Annotated in this window: 17 protein-coding genes; 10 read left to right on the top strand and 7 right to left on the bottom strand. The window is 65.6% G+C overall.

The features are described 5' to 3' along the window. Position 1: 1 nt before the first annotated feature. The 5 genes from fabB to PAF18_RS08025 all read right to left on the bottom strand — a co-directional run bounded on the left by fabB (position 2) and on the right by PAF18_RS08025 (position 4443). Complete coding sequence (fabB, locus tag PAF18_RS08045) at positions 2-1231, bottom strand: beta-ketoacyl-ACP synthase I (RefSeq protein ID WP_271115238.1); 1230 nt, start codon at positions 1229-1231, stop codon at positions 2-4. Between the two features lie 102 nt (positions 1232-1333). Next, the gene (locus PAF18_RS08040) at positions 1334-2035 is read right to left on the bottom strand and encodes a DUF8692 domain-containing protein (RefSeq protein WP_271115237.1); all 702 of its coding nucleotides are present in this window, start codon (positions 2033-2035) and stop codon (positions 1334-1336) included. 155 nt (positions 2036-2190) lie between these two features. Beyond that, the gene (gene fabA / locus PAF18_RS08035; protein ID WP_271115236.1) at positions 2191-2700 is read right to left on the bottom strand and encodes a bifunctional 3-hydroxydecanoyl-ACP dehydratase/trans-2-decenoyl-ACP isomerase; all 510 of its coding nucleotides are present in this window, start codon (positions 2698-2700) and stop codon (positions 2191-2193) included. A gap of 85 nt (positions 2701-2785) precedes the next feature. Continuing rightward, positions 2786-3649, bottom strand: coding sequence for a hypothetical protein (locus PAF18_RS08030; protein WP_271115235.1), 864 nt, complete (start codon positions 3647-3649; stop codon positions 2786-2788). Further along, positions 3646-4443: a hypothetical protein gene (locus PAF18_RS08025; protein ID WP_271115234.1), complete on the bottom strand. Its 798-nt coding sequence runs from the start codon at positions 4441-4443 to the stop codon at positions 3646-3648. The genes PAF18_RS08030 and PAF18_RS08025 overlap by 4 nt, the downstream gene beginning before the upstream one ends. A gap of 93 nt (positions 4444-4536) precedes the next feature. On the opposite strand from PAF18_RS08025, the gene infC reads away from it, so the two are divergent. Genes infC through PAF18_RS08000 form a run of 5 tightly spaced genes read left to right on the top strand, consistent with a single transcriptional unit; the run spans position 4537 to position 9289 of the window. Next, positions 4537-5142, top strand: coding sequence for a translation initiation factor IF-3 (gene infC, locus PAF18_RS08020; RefSeq protein WP_434802253.1), 606 nt, complete (start codon positions 4537-4539; stop codon positions 5140-5142). A 49-nt stretch (positions 5143-5191) separates the two neighbouring features. Then, on the top strand, positions 5192-5647 hold the full coding sequence (gene dut / locus PAF18_RS08015) for a dUTP diphosphatase (protein WP_271115233.1): 456 nt from the start codon (positions 5192-5194) through the stop codon (positions 5645-5647). Positions 5648-5653: 6 nt separating this feature from the next. Then, positions 5654-6751 (top strand): HesA/MoeB/ThiF family protein, encoded by a 1098-nt coding sequence (locus PAF18_RS08010; RefSeq protein ID WP_271115232.1) that lies wholly within the window; start codon positions 5654-5656, stop codon positions 6749-6751. 24 nt (positions 6752-6775) lie between these two features. Next, a complete protein-coding gene (locus PAF18_RS08005) occupies positions 6776-8800 on the top strand; it encodes a M3 family metallopeptidase (RefSeq protein ID WP_271115231.1) in 2025 nt (674 codons plus the stop codon). Positions 8801-8830: 30 nt separating this feature from the next. After that, positions 8831-9289, top strand: coding sequence for a hypothetical protein (locus tag PAF18_RS08000; RefSeq protein ID WP_271115230.1), 459 nt, complete (start codon positions 8831-8833; stop codon positions 9287-9289). 49 nt (positions 9290-9338) lie between these two features. On the opposite strand, the gene selD is transcribed toward PAF18_RS08000, so the two are convergent. Continuing rightward, positions 9339-10388, bottom strand: coding sequence for a selenide, water dikinase SelD (selD, locus tag PAF18_RS07995; protein WP_434802204.1), 1050 nt, complete (start codon positions 10386-10388; stop codon positions 9339-9341). A gap of 81 nt (positions 10389-10469) precedes the next feature. On the opposite strand from selD, the gene PAF18_RS07990 reads away from it, so the two are divergent. From PAF18_RS07990 to glmM, 5 genes are all read left to right on the top strand, one after another. Then, positions 10470-13013 carry a putative PEP-binding protein gene (locus tag PAF18_RS07990; protein WP_271115228.1) on the top strand — a complete coding sequence of 848 codons (2544 nt, stop codon included), beginning with the start codon at positions 10470-10472 and terminating at the stop codon, positions 13011-13013. Between the two features lie 231 nt (positions 13014-13244). Continuing rightward, positions 13245-13748, top strand: a complete 504-nt coding sequence (locus PAF18_RS07985; RefSeq protein WP_271115227.1) for a cell wall hydrolase — start codon at positions 13245-13247, stop codon at positions 13746-13748. 100 nt (positions 13749-13848) lie between these two features. Further along, positions 13849-14631, top strand: a complete 783-nt coding sequence (locus tag PAF18_RS07980) for a dihydroneopterin aldolase (RefSeq protein ID WP_271115226.1) — start codon at positions 13849-13851, stop codon at positions 14629-14631. Beyond that, positions 14628-15608, top strand: a complete 981-nt coding sequence (gene folP / locus PAF18_RS07975) for a dihydropteroate synthase (protein WP_271115225.1) — start codon at positions 14628-14630, stop codon at positions 15606-15608. The genes PAF18_RS07980 and folP overlap by 4 nt, the downstream gene beginning before the upstream one ends. Next, entirely contained in the window at positions 15605-16948 is a 1344-nt protein-coding gene (gene glmM, locus PAF18_RS07970; RefSeq protein ID WP_271115224.1) for a phosphoglucosamine mutase, read from the top strand. Before folP ends, glmM begins: the two co-directional genes overlap by 4 nt. Before the next feature lie 21 nt (positions 16949-16969). Here the strand turns inward: glmM and PAF18_RS07965 are convergent, their stop codons facing one another. Continuing rightward, a complete protein-coding gene (locus PAF18_RS07965; RefSeq protein ID WP_271115223.1) occupies positions 16970-18094 on the bottom strand; it encodes an FAD-dependent oxidoreductase in 1125 nt (374 codons plus the stop codon). Positions 18095-18112: the final 18 nt, after the last annotated feature.

The following is an 18112-nucleotide window of genomic DNA, read 5'->3' as shown; positions in this document are numbered from 1 at the left end:
TTCACTCCGAATATTTCGACATCACCAGCGTCGCGTTGGTTCCGCCGAAGCCGAAGCTGTTGGACAGGACCGAGTCGAATTCGACATTGTCGACACGCTGGGTTGCGATTTCCTCGGGTTTCAGGGCCGGGTCAAGCTCGTTCACATTCGCCGATGCCGCGATGAAGCCATTCTGCATCATCAGCAGCGAATAAATCGCCTCATGCACGCCGGTCGCGCCGAGGCTGTGGCCGGTCAGCGACTTGGTCGAGGCGATGGGCGGGGTGCTGCCCTCGCCGAAAATATTCCGCGTCGCCTGCACCTCGGAAATATCGCCCACCGGGGTCGAGGTGCCATGCGCGTTGATATAGCTGATCTGGCGGCCTTCGGGCAGGGTGGACAGCGCCACCCGCATCGAGCGCTCTCCGCCCTCGCCAGAGGGGGCGACCATGTCATGCCCGTCCGAGGTCGCGCCGTAGCCCGTGACCTCGGCATAGATCTTCGCGCCGCGCGCGCGGGCATGATCCAGCTCTTCCAGCACGACCACGCCGCCGCCGCCCGCGATGACGAAACCGTCGCGGCTGACATCGTAGGGGCGCGATGCCGTTTCCGGCGTGTCATTATATTTCGACGACATCGCCCCCATCGCGTCGAAGAGGCAGGAGAGCGTCCAGTCAAGTTCCTCGCCGCCTCCGGCAAAGACGATATCCTGCTTGCCCATCTGGATCTGCTCGACGCCATTGCCGATGCAATGCGCGCTCGTCGAACAGGCCGAGGTGATCGAATAATTCACCCCCTTGATCTTGAACGGCGTGGCCAGCGTTGCCGAGTTGGTCGAGGACATGCAGCGCGTCACCATGAACGGACCCATCCGCTTGGGGCTGCCCTTTTCGATCACGATCTGATGCGCATCGAAGAAATTCGAGGTGGACGGCCCGCCCGATCCCATCACCAGCCCGGTGCGCGGGTTCGAGACGTCGCTTTCCTCCAGCCCGGAATCGGCAATGGCCTGTTCCATTGCAATGAAGTTATAGGCCGCGCCGGGCCCCATGAAGCGCAGGTTGCGCTTGTCGATATGGTCTTCCAGCGTGATCTGAGGCTTGCCGTGCACCTGGCTGCGAAAGCCGTGCTCGGCATATTCCGGTGCAAAGACGATGCCCGACCGGCCTGCCTTCAGGCTCTCGGTGACTTCCGAGGCATTGTTTCCGATGGGCGAGACGATCCCCAGCCCGGTGATGACGACGCGGCGCATGCACGCTCCTCTTCCCGTTCGTTCATGGGGCTGACCCCGTTCGGGCCAGAAATAGTCCTGTGAGGCATATCACACAACCCCGCGCAGGGGATTGCGTTGTTTTCAACCCTTTTTTCCGGCGCTCTCGCGGTCCCGGCCAGAGCCATGCGCGCGGCGGTGCAGAAAGATGCTGCGATGCGAGTGCCAGCGCGCTTCGAATGTCGGGTCGGAGCCGTCAACGTCACGCAAATGGCGGAGCGCCTGCGCGAAACCCGCCAGCAACACCGCCTCGGCCAGAAGTTTCAGTATCTCTTCGGTCAGGCTGGCCAGATCCTGAACGATCGCCGCCCGCGCCGGGCCGAGCCCGAGCCAGCCACCCAGCTCGTCACCATTGCTCAATGCGTCGAATCCGGTCTGAAGCACGGTCAGCGCGAAGCCGGCGATCAGAAACCGGCTCAGCCCCGGGATCCGCGTCACCTCGCGGCGGTGAAAAAACAGGATTGCCACGCCGATCAGCCCGTAGGCCAAGATGATGAAATCGTCGATCCGGTCGGTCAGCGCGGTTTCGGTCAGCCCGGTGATGCTGTGCAGCGCCTGGTCAATCCCCTCATGGATCTGGAAACTCTCATCGAGGCAAAGAAAGGCAAAGGCCAGCGCCAGCAGCAGCCAGAGCGTCTCTGGCCGGCCGTCGCCCGCTCTCTGCTCGGATTTGCGGATCTGGTAAATGCGAAAGCTCGCCAGCCCGATCAGCGCCAGCATCAGCCCGGACAGCAGCGTCCCGGATTTCCCCTCGCCGAACTGGTCGGTAAGATCGCCCTCGGCCATGCCAAATATGGCTGCGATAAGAGCGAAGCAGAGTGCTGCGGAAACGGTCCGCCAGAGCGTGAAATGATGCAAGCCGGGCCTCCTGGTATTCTCAGGAGTTAACCTTTCGGTTCCGGCGCCGCTAGTCGAGCAGCAGGAAAAGTGACAAATTCATGTCAGCTTTCCGAGAGGGCGACCTTCATGTCCTTGACCTGATAAATCACCTCGCCATCGGCCTCAACGATGCCGTCGGCCACGCCCATGGTCAGGCGGCGAGTCTGCACGGCCTTGGTGAAATCGACCTTATAGGTCAGCATCTTGCGATCCGGGCGCACCATGCCGGTCAGCTTGACCTCGCCCACGCCAAGCGCATAGCCCCGCCCCTGCCAGCCGCGCCAGCCCAGATTGAAGCCGGTCAGCTGCCACAGCCCGTCCAGACCCAGGCAGCCGGGCATGATGGGGTTGCCGGGGAAATGGCATTCGAAGAACCACAGATCCGGATTGATGTCGAACTCGGCGGTGATATGGCCCTTGCCGTGTGCGCCGCCATCTTCCGAGACCTCGGTGATCCGGTCCATCATCAGCATTGGTGGCTCGGGCAGCTGCGCATTGCCGGGACCGAAGAGCTCGCCGCGGGCACATGCCAACAGCGCATCCTTATCGAATTTGGTTTGTTCCATCGCCATGCAGGGATCAGCCTTTCTTATCGGGCATTTGAGCGGATTTGACGCGAGGTCTACCACCTGCGCCGCTTGCCACGCAAGCAGCGGCTCAAAACCACTGGCCCGGCTCGATCAGCCCCAGATCCATAAGCTGCTGCGAATTCCACTCAAAGCGGCGGCTGTTTCGCCAGGCAAAACCGCTGATTTCATCGCGAGAGCCGGGGTTGCGGCTCAGCGCCTTGGCGACACGGAACGAGGCAATGGCGGCGGTCAGGTTGTGATGCCAAGGGCAGGAATAGGTGTTGTATTCCTCGATATTGAAGCGGTGATCGGGCAGCAGCCGCAGCCCCTCGGCGGTGCGGAACAGCGCGATGCGGTCGATGCGGCGGCGATCCTCGGGAATGAACTCCTCGAAGCGCCAGCGCAGCCCGCCGTGAAAATCCAGCTGGCGTTCGTGGAACCGCCCCTCTGCATCGCGACGACCGAGCGCGTAATAGCCGGTGGCGTCGAACATGCAGTGCTCCGGGCTGACCGCGTGCGGGAAACGCTCCAGATCCTCGGCATAAAGGTCGATGACATAGCTCAGCACCGCCGAGCGCCGCTCATGGGTGTGAAACTCTAGCATCTCGCCGATGCGCCGAGATTCCGAGAAGGGATAGAACAGATATTCGGCATTATAGCCGTAATAGATCCATGTTCCCGGCGGGACGGCATCATTCACCGCATTCACCGCCTCGACATGGGCATCGGGGCGGCGCGTGTCGAAGATCAGATTGCGCAGACCGGGTTGCGAAACAGAGGCCGGGAGCGGCTCGGGAGAGAGCGCCAGCGTCATCGCAAAACCGATCTCGGCGCAGCGGGCAAGAGTCGAGGGGATTTCGATCTCATCCTCGCAGAGAATGATCGCGATGGGGCCCTTGCGGATCTCTGCCGGGCGCGCGCGGAGATATCCGGTGAGTGTCGGAGGGGTCACAACAGCGCCTCGATGCGGGAGATGTAGACGTCAGGGTCGATGGATTCCGCGTCGGCGTCGTCGAGTGCGGGGTCTTCGCCGCCGCGTGTGATGGTGACCGGTCCCGCATCTGCGGTCTCATGGTCGGCAGGGGCGGCGTTTGACAAAGCGTCGGCACTCGCCGCAGCGGCGAGACCGGCCTCGGCTTCGTCGAGCACCGACAGAATGTCATCGCGCAGCCCGTCGCGAATCCGCGCTTCCAGCCCCGTCCCCGGAGCAGGAAGGCTCGCGAGCCTGTCGCGGATCGTCGCAGGTGCGAAATTCCCGTCGCTCAGCAGCGGCGAGATGGCGTCGCTGATCTGCGCGGAGGCTGCCTCGCGGGCTTTCGCCTCGGCGCGTGCGGTCGCTTCGGCCCGGGCGCGGGCATCGGCGGCAGAAATCGTCGCCTCGGCCACCCGCTCGATCTCGATGGCCATGGCGCTGCCGGTCTCTTCCGGCAAGGGTTCATCGACCGGGGCAGGGGTAGGCTTCGGCGCAGCCGCTGCTTCCGCCACCTCGTCGGCGTCTTGCTCGGCAGGGCCGTCCTGCGCGGGCAATTCCTGCTGTGACGCGCTGTCTTCGGCCGGGAGGGCGGGCTCATCCATCTTCGTTCCGGTCTCCACGGGTGGCGCGTCATCCGGCGTCGAAGCCTGCTCGCCCGCGCCCGGCAGCCAGCGCTGCGACCCTGCCAGCAACTCATCCCGATTGTTCCAGCCCCACCAGCCGATGCTCAGCACGGCCACGGCGGCGATGATCGCGGCGATTATCCTGCTCATGCGCGGTCTTCCATCTTCTGCCTGCCTCTTGCCATATCGCCCGATGCGCGGAAACCCCGCAGAATGGAACGAAATCGCGTCATATCCGGTTGAATAGCCGCTGGCATCTGCCTATTTTGCCTGCCATTCAATTGCTACGATATAAGGAATCCGACAATAGCCCGTCGTCCACATAATGCGCCGCCCCCAAACCGTGACTCTGGCCCCCGTGTCAATGAACGAATCCGTGTCGCCGAAATCCGCCTGATCGGGGCGGAGGGTGAGAATATCGGCGTCGTCACGCCCGCCCGCGGGCTTGAACTGGCACAGGATGCCGGTCTGGATCTGGTCGAAATTTCGCCGAATGCCTCGCCGCCGGTCTGCAAGATCATGGATCTCGGCAAGTTCAAATACGAACAGCAGAAGCGCGAGGCCGAGGCCCGGAAGAAACAGAAGGTCATCGACATCAAGGAAGTGAAGTTCCGTCCGGGGACCGACACGCACGACTATGATGTAAAGATGCGTAATGTGATGAAATTCCTCGAGGCCGGGGACAAGGTGAAGGTCACGCTCCGCTTCCGGGGCCGCGAGATGGCACATCAGGATCTTGGGCTGGAATTGCTGAACCGGGTCCGCGACGATGTCGGCGAGGCGGGGAAGGTCGAGAACATGCCGAAGCTGGAAGGCCGGCAGATGGTGATGATGATCGCGCCGCGCTAAGCCGGTGTGACTGGAAAGGGGGCCGCCTTTGGGCGGCCTTTTTAACGCGATGACCCCAGAAATCCTGATCCTGAAAGATGACGGCGCCGATCCGGCGTTACCCCTGCCTGCCTATGAAACCGCAGGCGCGGCAGGCGCCGATCTGCGTGCCGATCTTGGCGGGGGTGAGGTAACGCTCGCGCCCTTGGAACGCCGGCTGATCCCCACCGGGCTGAAGATGCAGATACCTCCGGGATATGAGGTGCAGGTGAGGGCGCGTTCAGGCGCTGCGCTGCGCGATGGGCTGGCTCTGGTGAACGGTGTGGGGACGATCGACGCGGATTATCGCGGCCCGGTGGGGGTGATCGCGATCAATCTTTCGGATCAGCCGCTGACCATCCGTCACGGAGATCGCGTCGCGCAGATCGTCGTGGCACCGGTGGTTCAGGCACGCTTTACCGCCAGCAACCAGGTGGATGAGACCGCGCGCGGCAGTGGCGGTTTCGGCTCGACCGGGCGGGGCTAGCGGCCGATGGCGCTGCTGCTTCCGCTCGGGCTGCTCAGCGTTGCCGCCGTGGCCTGGATCATGGGATGGGGCGTGCTGCGGGTATTGCTGCTTCTGGTGGTGATGTGGATTGCGATCCTCGGGCTTATGCTCGCCGCGCCTGCCGCCGAATATCGCAGCTTTAGCGGCTTCGATGTGCAGAGCTGGCTGGTCACGGGGCTCGTGCTGGCGCTCGTGCTTGGCTATGCGGCGATTATACGTCGCCTTCGCGGCGCGGCGCGCGCGCGGTGGGGCGCCGAGAACGCGCCCGGTGCCGTTGCGCCGCGCCAGACCTCGGACAAGATCCATTCCGGCGCGAGACAGGCCGACGCGCTGGACCGCTATGCACGGCATTACGTGCTGCGCGAGATCGGCGGGCCGGGGCAGGGCCGGTTGCGCGATTCCTCGGTGCTGATCGTGGGTGCGGGCGGCCTTGGCTCTCCGGCGGCGCTGTATCTTGCCGCGGCCGGGGTGGGTCGGCTGTGCATCGCCGATCCCGACGAAGTGAGCCTGTCCAATCTGCAACGCCAGATCCTGTTCCGCACCGCCGATACCGGCCGTCCCAAGGGGATGGCCGCGGCAGAGGCGCTTCGTGCGCTGAACCCGTATATCGACATCCACGCCATCTCCCAGCGAATCGGCGCGGGTGATGCAGAACTGATCGCAGGCTTCGATCTGGTGCTCGACGGCTGCGACAGTTTTGCCGACCGCGCCCGGATCAACGCGCTCTGTGCGCGCGCCGGTGTCCCGTTGATCGCCGGGTCGATTTCCCAATGGGAGGGCCAGCTTTCCCTTTATGACCCCGCCGGGGGCGGGCCCTGCATGGCCTGCATCTTCCCCGACCCGCCGGCACCCGGTCTCGCCCCGTCCTGCGCCGAGGCCGGTGTGGTCGGCCCGCTGCCGGGCGTGATCGGCTCGATGATGGCGCTGGAAGCCATCAAAGAGATCGCCGGGGCCGGCACCGGGCTGCGCAGCCAGATGGTGATATTCGACGGGCTTCACGGCGAGACGCGCCGCATATCGCTTAGGCGCCGTGCCGATTGCCCGGTCTGTTCGGGGGTGGCAGAGCGCGGTCACGAGGCGTAGCTTCGCGGGCAAAGGAGAATTGCCATGAACCGCGAATTGACCGAATGGAGCGGCGCGCACGGCCTGCCCCGCTTCGACCTGATTTCCGATGACGACTTTGCCCCGGCGATGGAGACGGCACTGGCCGAGGCCGAGGCGGCTTTCGAGGCGATCGCCAGCAACCCGGACCCGGCCAGCTTCGATAACAGCGTGGCGGCGATGGAAACCGCGGACGAGGCGCTGAACCGGGTTTGCGGCGTGTTCTATACGCTCACCGGCGTCGATTCGAATGAACGCCGCGAGGCGCTCAGCCGGGAGTTCGCGCCGATGCTGGCGGCGCATAACAGCCGGATCAGCATGGACAAGCGGCTCTATGACCGGGTCGCCGCGGTGTGGGAGCAGGCCGGTGATCTCGCCCCGCAGGATCGCCGCATCACCGAGCTGGCGCTGCGCGATTTCCGCCGCGCAGGGGCGGCGCTGACCGGCGCGGATCGCGAGCGCATGGCAGAGATCCGGCAGCGCCTCGCCGTGCTTTACACTCAATTCGGCCAGAACGTGCTCGCTGACGAGCGCGACTTCGTCATGCCGGTGCCGGAAGATCGGCTGGCCGGCTTGCCGGACTGGCTTCTGGACATGATGCGCGCCGCGGCGAAGGAGCGTGGGCGCGACGGGCTGGTCGTCACGCTGAACCGCTCGCTGATCGTGCCGTTCCTGCAATATGCCGAGGATCGCGAGCTGCGCGAGGCGGCATGGCGCGGATGGGTCGCGCGCGGCTCGGGTCACGGCGCGGGGGGCGAGGCCACCGATAACAGCCAGATCATTGCCGAGATCCTCGCTCTGCGCCACGCGCGCGCGCGGCTTCTGGGTTACGAGGATTTCGCCGCCTACAAGCTGGAACCCGAGATGGCCGGGACGGCGGAGCGGGTTGAGGAGTTGCTGACAGAGGTCTGGAATGCCGCGAAAAGGCGGGCGGACGAGGATGAGGAAATCCTGTCGGGCATGATGCAGCAGGACGGCATCAATGCCGAACTGGCACCGTGGGATTGGCGCTTCTATGCCGAACGCCGCCGCCAGCAGGAACACGATTTCGATCAGGGCGCGGTGAAGCCCTATCTGACGCTGGATGCGATGCTGGGTGCGGTCTTCGACGTGGCGAACCGGCTTTTCGGGCTGGAGTTCGAGCCTTTCGACGCGCCGCTCTGGTCGCCGGATGTGCGCGCCTGGGCGGTAACGCGGGACGGGCGACACATGGCGGTCCTGCTCGGAGATTATTTCGCGCGGCCCTCGAAACGCTCGGGGGCGTGGTGCGGCGCGCTGCAATATCAGCACAGGATCGGGGCGGGGCAGCGGGCCATCGTCACCAATGTCTGCAACTTCACCCCGCCTGCCGGGCCGGGCGAGCCGGCTTATCTGTCCTGGGACGATGCCGGCACGCTTTTCCATGAATTCGGCCATGCGCTGCATCACATCCTGTCGGATGTGAAATGGCCCTCGATTTCCGGCACCTCGGTCGCGCGCGATTTCGTCGAGCTGCCAAGCCAGCTCTACGAGCATTGGCTGGAACAGCCCGAAATCCTCGACAAACACGCGCGCCATGTGGATACCGGTGAAAAGCTGCCCGCCGATCTGCGCGACCGGGTGATTGCGGCGGGAAATGCCGATCAGGGCTTCTCGACGCTGGAATATCTGCAAAGCGCACTTGTCGATCTGGGGCTGCATCGTGGCGAACCTGCCGCTGATCCGATGGCGCGGCAGGCCGAGATCCTTGCCGGGCTGGATGCGCCCGCCGCGATTCCCATGCGCCATGCATCGCCGCATTTCGGGCATGTCTTCTCGGGCGACGGCTATTCCTCGGGCTATTACTCCTATCTCTGGTCCGAGGTGATGGATGCCGATGCCTTCGCCGCCTTTCGCGAGGCAGGCGACGCCTTCGATCCCGAGACAGCGCGGCGGCTTGAGGAATCGATCCTGTCAAGGGGCGGATCGGCGCCTGCTGATCAACTCTGGATCACATTTAGGGAACGAATGCCGGGGGTTGAGCCTTTGTTGAAAGGGCGTGGTCTGATCTGAGGCCGCGCGGGACATCAGAGGAGGAAGACGATGAACCGTTTTGTGAAATTCGGCGCGATGGGCGCGGTGGCGGCGTTAACGATTGCCGCCTGCGAGCCCATGGAGGAAGAGCCGATCAGCCGGATCGAGGCTGACGCGCAAGTTGACGAGACCACGGCCCCGGCCGAGCCGGAGGTCGCTTCGGGCGCGGTCGAGCCGGCCAACAGCCTGAACGGAACCTATAATCTGCGGGCCAGCGAATGTGGTCAGCCTGGCAGCGAAGGCGCGCTTGAGGTCGATGGACCTCGCTTCACCTATACCGAGGCGCAGTGCCGCGCGACGCGCAGCGAGGTCAAGGGCGATGCGACCGAGGTCCAGCTGACCTGCAATACCGGCGAGGGCGAGGATTACGAACGCCTGGTGCTGATGCGCCTGTCGCCCGGTATTCTTCAGATCGAAGAGGATGGCACGGGCGTCCGGTTCTATCGCTGTCCCGATCCGGCGGCATAATCCCGGCGAAATCATGTGAGGGGCGGCGCCTGGCGTCGCCCTTTCGCGTTCAGATCACCTCGATCCCGCTATCATCGGTTGTCACGCCGATGATCGCCGCCGCCGGATGCCGCTGGCGAATGCGGGCCAGCACGGCGTCGGCTGCATCGGCTGCCACGGCGACCAACAGCCCGCCAGAGGTCTGTGGATCGGTCAGGATGGTCCTTTGGGCCTCGGTCATGCCGTCTGGCAGACGCACCGAATCGCCCACCGCGTCCCAATTCCTGTCGCTTGCGCCGGTGCGGTGCCCGGTCTCGGCCAGTTCTGCCGCGCGGCGCAGCAGCGGCACCGCGTTCCGCTCGATGCGCAGCCCGCAAGCCGCGCCGCGCGCCATCTCCAACCCGTGACCCAGCACGCCGAACCCGGTGACATCGGTGATGGCATGGACCTCTGGCAGCGCGGAAAGATCCTGCCCGATCCTGTTCAGCGTGGTGCAGCTGTCGATCATCTCGGCGATATCGGCCTCGGTCGCGCTGCCCTTCTTGATGGCATTGGAATAGATCCCGACGCCCACCGGCTTGGTCAGGATCAGCGCGTCACCCGGCTGCGCCCCGCCATTGCGGCGGATCTGTTCGGGCGAGCACAGCCCGATCACCGCCAGCCCATAGATCGGCTCGGGCGCGTCGATGGAGTGACCTCCGGCAATCGGAATGCCTGCCTCGGCGCAGATATCGGCGCCGCCGGCGAGGATCTCGCGGATGGTGGCTGCGTCCATCACATTGATCGGCATCCCGAGGATCGCCAGCGCCATGATCGGCTTTCCGCCCATCGCATAGATATCCGAAATCGCATTGGTCGCCGCGATCCGACCGAAGGCGCGGGCATCGTCGACCATCGGCATGAAGAAATCCGTCGTCGCGACCACGCAAGTGTTTTCGTCGATCTGCCAGACCGCAGCGTCATCCGATTCCGCATTTCCGACAAGAAGCTGCGGAAACATCTGCGCCACCGGCTGATCGGCCAGCAATTCACTCAGCACCGCAGGGCCAAGCTTGCATCCGCATCCGCCACCATGGGCCAGTTCGGTGAGTTTCATGCTGTCTCCATCGTTTGAGGTCATGTTAATGCTGTAGAAAAGCAATGGACAGCGCTTATCTCGCACTTGCAGCAAAAGCGACGCCATGCGTAAGGTGACGCCAAGATGACACGCTCCGTTGATCCGAACGATATCGTTGAAATCACCGCGACCTCCGGGGTGGCGACGGATGTGCATGGCTGGCGGGCGAAATGCCTGCAACGTCTGGTGCGGATGGATCTTCCGGTGCCGCGATCCTTCGCGATTGCCGCCAAAGCGGTGCATGCGATGGCGCAGGGGGTGATGCCCGATGCCAAGCAGCTTGCGCCGCTTTTTGCCGATGGCGACGGGTTGGTCATCGTGCGGCCTTCGGCGGTGAACCCGGAATGGGGCGGGCCGGGAACGGTGCTGAATGTCGGCATCAACGACGACTGCTATGCCGGGCTGATCGCATCGCATGGGCGCGATGCGGCGGATGCGATCTATCTCGCTTTCGTGCAATCCTATGCGATCAACGTGGCGCGGCTCGATCCCGACATGTTCGCCGAAAGCGGCGAGGGCGCGCTCGATCGGGCGCTTGCCGCCTATCGCGCCGAGATGGACGAGGATTTTCCGCAGGATCCGACGCGACAGCTGACCGAGGTGCTGCGCTCGATGGCACGCGCGTGGGAATCGCCCACGGCGCGTCTCTTGCGCCAGGCCAAGGGCGCGCCGGAAGAGGCGCCTCTGGGTCTTGTGGTGCAGCAGATGGCGCTTGCGGTAGGGCCGGGGGTTACCGGCTCGGGGACGATCCAGCTGATCGACAGCGTGACCGGCTCGCCGGGGATCAACGGGCGCTTCCGGGGCCAGATGCACGGCCCGACCCGCGCCGAGGGGGCCGAGACGCTGTATCTCACAAGGGACGCGCGCGGCCCGGCGCTTGAGGATGTGGCCCCCGAGGCTTTCTCGGATCTTGTGGAATACTGCCGCGCCGCGCGGATCCGTCTGCGTGACGAAATGCAGATCGAATTCGTGATCTCGGACGGCGCGTTGTCCATCATCGATGCGCTGCGGGTGCAGCGCTCCTCGCGGAGCGCGGTGCGCATAGCGGTGTCGCTGGCCGAGGACGGGGTGATCCCGCCTGACGAGGCGGTGATGCGGGTCGAGCCGCGCGCCTTGTCCGAGCTCATGCATTATCAGGTCGATCCGCGCGCGCCCCGCGACATCATCGCCCGCGGCATCGACGCCAGCCCCGGTGCGGCGACCGGACGGATCGTGTTCTCGGCAACGGCGGCGCAGGCCTGCGCGGCGCGCGGTGAAGCCTGCGTCCTGGTGCGCCGCGAAACCGCGCCCGAGGATATCCGCGGCATGCATGCCGCCGTCGCGGTGCTCACGGAACGCGGCGGTATGACCAGCCACGCGGCGGTGATTGCGCGGGGGTTGGGCCTGCCTTGCATCGTGGGCGCCACCGGCATCAGCATCGACGCCCGCGCCCGCATCCTCCGCGCCGGCAAGCGCCAGTTCAAGGAAGGCGACGAGATCACCATCGACGGCACCTCGGGCGAAGTGCTGTCGGGTTCGGCCGAGATGCTGGAACCGGCGCTCGATGAAAGCTTCAACCAGTTGCTCGACTGGGCCGATGCGGTGCGCGACCTCGGCGTGCGGGCCAATGCGGACACGCCCGAGGATGCCCGCACCGCGCGCATGTTCAGCGCCGAGGGAATCGGCCTGTGCCGGACCGAGCATATGTTCTTCGACGAGATGCGTCTGCCGATCATGCGCGAGATGATCTTCGCCGACAGCCCCGAGGATCGCCGCGTCGCTCTGGCCCGTCTGCTGCCGATCCAGCGCCAGGATTTTGCCGAGCTGTTCCGCATCATGGCAGGGCACCCGGTGACGATCCGGCTGTTCGACCCGCCGCTGCACGAGTTTCTTCCGCAGGAACGCGACGGGATCCGCGAACTCGCCGAATCGCTCGACCTGCCGCTTTCTGACGTGACCCGGCGGATCGAGGCGCTGACCGAGTTCAACCCGATGCTCGGGATGCGCGGCGTGCGGCTTGGCCTGACCGTGCCCGAAATCTATGACATGCAGGCCCGCGCCATCTTCGAGGCCGCCATCGCCACCGCCTCGACCGGCGAGGCCGTGGTCCCCGAGATCATGATCCCGCTGGTCAGCGCCCGGCGCGAGGTCGAGATCGTCAAGAACCGCATCGATGCCGTTGCTGCGGCCGTGCGCAACGAGACCGGCCGCGACTTCGCCTATCGGCTTGGCGTGATGGTCGAAACCCCGCGCGCGGCGCTGCGCTCGGGCGATATTGCGCGGCATTCGGCCTTTCTGTCCTTCGGCACAAACGACCTGACGCAGATGACCTATGGCCTGTCGCGCGACGATGCCGGGCGCTTCATGGGTGCCTATGTGCAGCAGGGCGTCTATGACGAGGACCCGTTCCATATCCTCGATGAGGACGGGGTAGGCGAGCTGTTGCTGACCGGCGCCAGCCGCGCCCGCGAGGTCAAGCCTGACATCACCATTGCTGTCTGCGGCGAACATGGCGGCAACCCGCAATCCATCGCCTTTTGCCACCGCGCCGGGCTGGATTATATCTCGTGCTCGCCCTTCCGCGTGCCGGTGGCCCGTCTCGCTGCGGCGCAGGAATCGATTCGCAGCCGCGAGGCGAAAACCCGTTGATTCGGGGCGCTTGGCCGTCACACAGTCTTGCTGCAAGTGCGAAATGGCGCGAACTTGCCAGTTCAGCCTGATTGCGTCGGCGAGAAATTGCCCAAACTGACGGCAAATCCCGAAACTCCGGAACCGGAGCGGCTCTGAACTGGCCGCAACTGATCCGATCTGTGTAGTTAGCCCGCCGAGACAAGGGGCCTCTGCTCGGCCCATCCGTTCATCGAGACAGGAAACTGCCACATGCCGAAACTGCCCCGTAAACTGGCCGCGCTTGTTCTGAGCGCATCGCTCGCGCTGCCGGTTGCCGCCACCGCCGATCCCGCCACCGGTCCCGAGACGCTGACCCAGGCCGGCTATGGCGGTGCCGATTCGCTGAACTGCCTGACCGAGGCGCTGTATTTCGAGGCACGGGGCGAGGGACGCAGCGGTCAGCGCGCCGTGGCCGAAGTGATCCTGAATCGCGTTGACAGCGGTGCCTTCCCGAATTCGGTCTGCGGTGTCGTTTATCAGCGCGGTCAGTTCAGCTATAAGAAGGGGCTGCGCATGGCGAATGCCGCCGCCGCCGCCCGAGCCCGGCAGATCGCCGCTGACGCTCTGGCCGGCGCGCCGCGCAGCCTGACCGACGGTGCCACCTATTTCCACACCACCGCCGTGCGCCCCTCGTGGTCGCATCGCTTTACCCGCACCACCAAGATCGGCAGCCACATCTTCTATCGCAACGGCCGCCGCGTCGCCTCGAACTGAGGCCGATTTCAGGCAAGGCGCCCTGCGCCTTCCATCGTTTTCCCTGCCTGGACCTGCCCCGCCCCTTGCGGCGGGGCGTTTTCTTTGGAATTGGGAAAGCATGGATGAGCCCGATCAGATCCATCTGCGCGATTACGAGCTGGACGCCGATATCGGCGCGTTCCAGTCCGAGCGTGGTCAGACCCAGAGGCTGCGGTTCAACCTGACGGTGGATCTCGCCGCGCCGGTGATCGGTGTGGCCGATGATGTCGACCGGATCCTGTCCTATGACGTGCTGAGCGATGCGGTGGCGCATGGGCTTGCCGATCAGCGCTTCAACCTGCTGGAGACGCTGGCCGAAAAAATCGCCGCCGAGGTGCTTGCCCATCCCCGCGCGGCGCATGTGCGCGTCACCATCGAAAAACTGGACCGCATTCCCGGCGCGCTTGGCGTAACGCTGCATCGACGACGGGGCCGGGTCGATGCCGAAGGGGCCGCACTCGCGCCGCTGGTGCTGTTTCACGGTGCCGATATACCGCTTCCCGATGGGGCGGTGATCCTCACCCCCGACGCGCCCGACCTGCCACTGCCGAGCGGCGGAAACGAGCGCCGGGTCGCGCTTCTGGCGCTCGATCAGGCGGCATGGGCGCTGGGCGGCCGGCTCGGGCTGGATGTGGCCGACAGCCGGACCGAACTCGATTGGGCGGTGAAAGAGGCCAGGCCCATCGTCTGGGCCCCGGCGCGCATGGCGGCGGATGTGGCCGGGCTGGAGGCCGATCCGCTGTCCCTCGCGCTGTGGCTGGCGGAACGGATCGGCGCGCGCCGGCTCGATCTTGCCTTGCCCGAAGACCGCGCGATGCCCGAGATGCCCGGCGCCATCCCGACGCGGCGGATCACCGCATGAGCGCCTATTGGCGGCCCATCCCCGAGTTCACGGGCGAGCTCAATCTGGCCGGAGGCTGGGCCCGTTTTTCACGGCTGGAGCGTCTGTCACGCGATGCCCCGCCCCGGATCGTTCCGGCAAGCGATGCGCCGCCGGGTATCGTCGAGCGGCTCATTTCACCGCGCGCGCCGGTTTGCGGGATCGGGATGGCGCGTCCCTCGATCATGGGCATCGTGAACGCGACGCCGGACAGTTTCTCGGATGGTGGACGCTATGAAGCGACCGCGCAGGGCCGCGCACTGATCGCGGCCGGGGCGGATCTTCTGGATATCGGCGGTGAATCGACGCGCCCCGGCGCCGCCGATGTCACGGTCGCGGAAGAGACGGCGCGGATCCTGCCCGCTATCTCCGCGCTCAGCCCCGAGATCCCGGTCTCGGTCGATACCCGCAAGGCGGCGGTCGCCCGCGCCGCGCTCGATGCCGGCGCGGTGCTGGTCAATGATGTCTCGGGCCTCGATTTCGATCCCGGCCTGTCGCGGCTTGTGGCAGAGGCCGGCGTCCCGGTCTGCCTCATGCATGCCCAGGGCGTGCCGGCAACGATGCAGGACGACCCGCGATACGATCATGTCCTGCTGGACGTCTATGACGCGCTGTCGGAGCGGGTGGCGCGGGCCGAGGCGGCCGGTATCGCGCGTGACCGCATCCTGGTCGACCCGGGTATCGGTTTCGGCAAGACACGGGCGCATAATCTTGCGATTCTCGAACGCATCAGTCTATTTCATGGGCTGGGATGCCCGGTTCTGCTGGGGGTCTCTCGCAAGCGCTTCATCGGCGAGATCACCGGCGCCGCCGACGCGTGGCAGCGCGGGCCGGGGACATTGGCGGTGACGCTTGCCGCGATCGGGCAGGGGGTGCAGATGCACCGCGTTCACGATGTGGCGCAACTCACGCAGGGGCTGGCCATGTGGCGGGCCCTTACTGAAAGGACAGGGATATGACGCGCAGGCTTTTCGGAACCGATGGGGTCAGAGGGCGGGCCAATACCGATCCGATGACCGCCGAGATGGCGCTGCGGCTCGGTGCGGCGGCGGGGCGTTTCTTCCGCCGCGACGGGCGCAACGGGCATCGCGTGGTGATCGGCAAGGACACGAGGCTGTCGGGCTATATGCTGGAAAACGCGCTGACCGCCGGGCTGACCTCGACCGGGATGAATGTGCTGCTTCTCGGCCCGGTGCCGACACCCGCGGTCGGATTCCTGACCCGCTCGATGCGGGCCGATCTGGGGATCATGATCTCGGCCAGCCACAATCCGGCCCATGACAATGGTATCAAGTTCTTCGGCCCGGACGGATTCAAGCTGTCCGACGAGGCCGAGACCGAGATCGAGCAGATCGTCGCCGGGCAGATCCGGCCCGCCGAGCCGCAGAATATCGGTCGCGCCCGGCGCATCGATGACGGGCGCGGGCGCTATGTCGAATATGCCAAGACCACCTTCCCCGCCCGTCAGCGTCTGGACGGGATGAAAATCGTGATCGATTGCGCCAATGGCGCTGCCTATCGCGCCGCGCCGGATGTGCTGTATGAACTCGGCGCCGATGTGGTGCGGATCGGTGTCGAACCGGACGGGCTGAACATCAATGACGGGGTCGGCTCGACGCATCCCGAGGCCGCCGCGCAGGCGGTTCTGGACCACAAGGCCGATCTGGGCATCTGCCTCGATGGCGACGCGGACCGGGTGATCCTGATCGATGAAAAGGGCCGTGTCGGCGATGGCGATCAGCTCATGGCGCTGATGGCCGGGCGATGGGCCGAACAGGGCCGGCTGGAAAACGGCGCGCTTGTCGCGACGGTGATGTCCAATCTCGGGTTGGAACGGTTTCTGGACGCGCGCGGGCTGCGGCTCGAACGGACCAAGGTCGGCGACCGCTATGTTGTCGAACGAATGCGCGCCGGAGGTTTCAATCTGGGCGGCGAGCAATCCGGCCATATCGTGATGACCGATTATGCCACCACCGGCGACGGTCTGATCGCCGGTCTGCAATTCCTCGCTGCCATGACCGAGACCGGCCGGACCGCGTCCGAGCTTCTTCACCAGTTCGATCCGGTGCCGCAATTGCTGAAGAATGTGCGCTATGCGGCGGGCTCTGACCCGCTTTCCGCGGGCAGCGTTCAGCAGGCGATCGCCTCGGGCGAGACGCGGCTGAACGGCGCCGGGCGGGTGCTGATCCGCAAATCCGGGACCGAGCCGCTGATCCGGGTCATGGCCGAGGCCGAGGACGAAACCGCCCTGCGCGAGGTGGTCGACAGCATCGTCGCCGCGGTCGAGAACGCCGCCTGACAGGGGAACGCGCCGGGGCGGTCAAAGCCGCTCGGCGGTGGGGTCGTAATCATAGATCCAGTCGAAACCGCGCATCAGCCGCTCGGAGGCGAAGCGTGAGATCGCCCGCAGCCCGGCATGTCCCACCAGACGGGCCGGGCCGCGCAGATGGTAATTGCGGGCATTGGCGTTGGCCGCCTCGACAATGCGGGTGACGCGCGGCGCGCGCAGCGCCTGAAAGCGTGCGAGCGCCGCCTGCTGATCCTCGATCCGGTCCAGAGCCTCGGTCAGCAGCCAGGCATCCTCGATCGCCAGCACCGCGCCCTGGGCCAGAAATGGCAGGGTCGGATGCGCGGCATCGCCGATGATGACCCGCCGCCCGTCATGCCAGCGCTCCGCGACGTCATGGCGGAACAGCCCCCATTTCGAGACGTTTTCCAGCCGCGACAGCCATCCCGGCACCGGCCCGCCGAACCGGGCGAAGGCGGCGCGCAGATTTTCGGGATCGTCCGGATGCGACCAGCCTTCTTCGGCCCAATCGGGGCGCTCCATCACGGCGACGATGTTGCGCAAATCGCCGGGCAGGCGATAGCTGACCAGATGCCGCCCCGACCCCATGAAGACGCGGGCATAGGCATCGGGTTCGGGATCGGAGATCAGCGCGCGCCATGCGGTCTGCCCGGTGAAGAACGGCGCGCGGCGGCCATTCAGCACCTCGCGCACGCGGCTGTGCAGCCCGTCCGCCCCGATCACCAGCGCGGCGTCGGGCAACGCCTCGATCTCCGTGTTGAGGGTCAGCGTGACGCCGGCGTTCTCTGCTGCATTGGCGAGCAATTCGACCAGCCGGGCGCGATGGACGAAACGGAAGCTGAGATCAGGCCGCCGCGCGGCCAATGGCAGCGCCGCCACCTGCCGCCCGGCATGATCGTGCAGCAGAACCCCGTCCGAGCGCCATGACATCTTATCGAGCGCGGGGCCGAGGCCGAGCGTCTCGAGCACGATGCCCGCATTCGGAGAAATCTGGATGCCCGCGCCCAGCTGGCGCAGCGCCTCGGCGCGTTCCATCACCTGCACATGCGCTCCGCGCTGCGACAAGGCAAGGGCGGCGGTCAGCCCGGCGATGCCGCCGCCAATCACGGTAATGTCACGCTCTTTCAGATGGCCCATGCCGGCCCTCGCTCCCTT

The organism is Paracoccus sediminicola (assembly GCF_027912835.1).
Classification (GTDB): Bacteria; Pseudomonadota; Alphaproteobacteria; order Rhodobacterales; family Rhodobacteraceae; genus Paracoccus; species Paracoccus sediminicola.
Note: the sequence above shows the minus strand (reverse complement) of the source record. Positions and strands in the feature narration are given on the sequence as shown.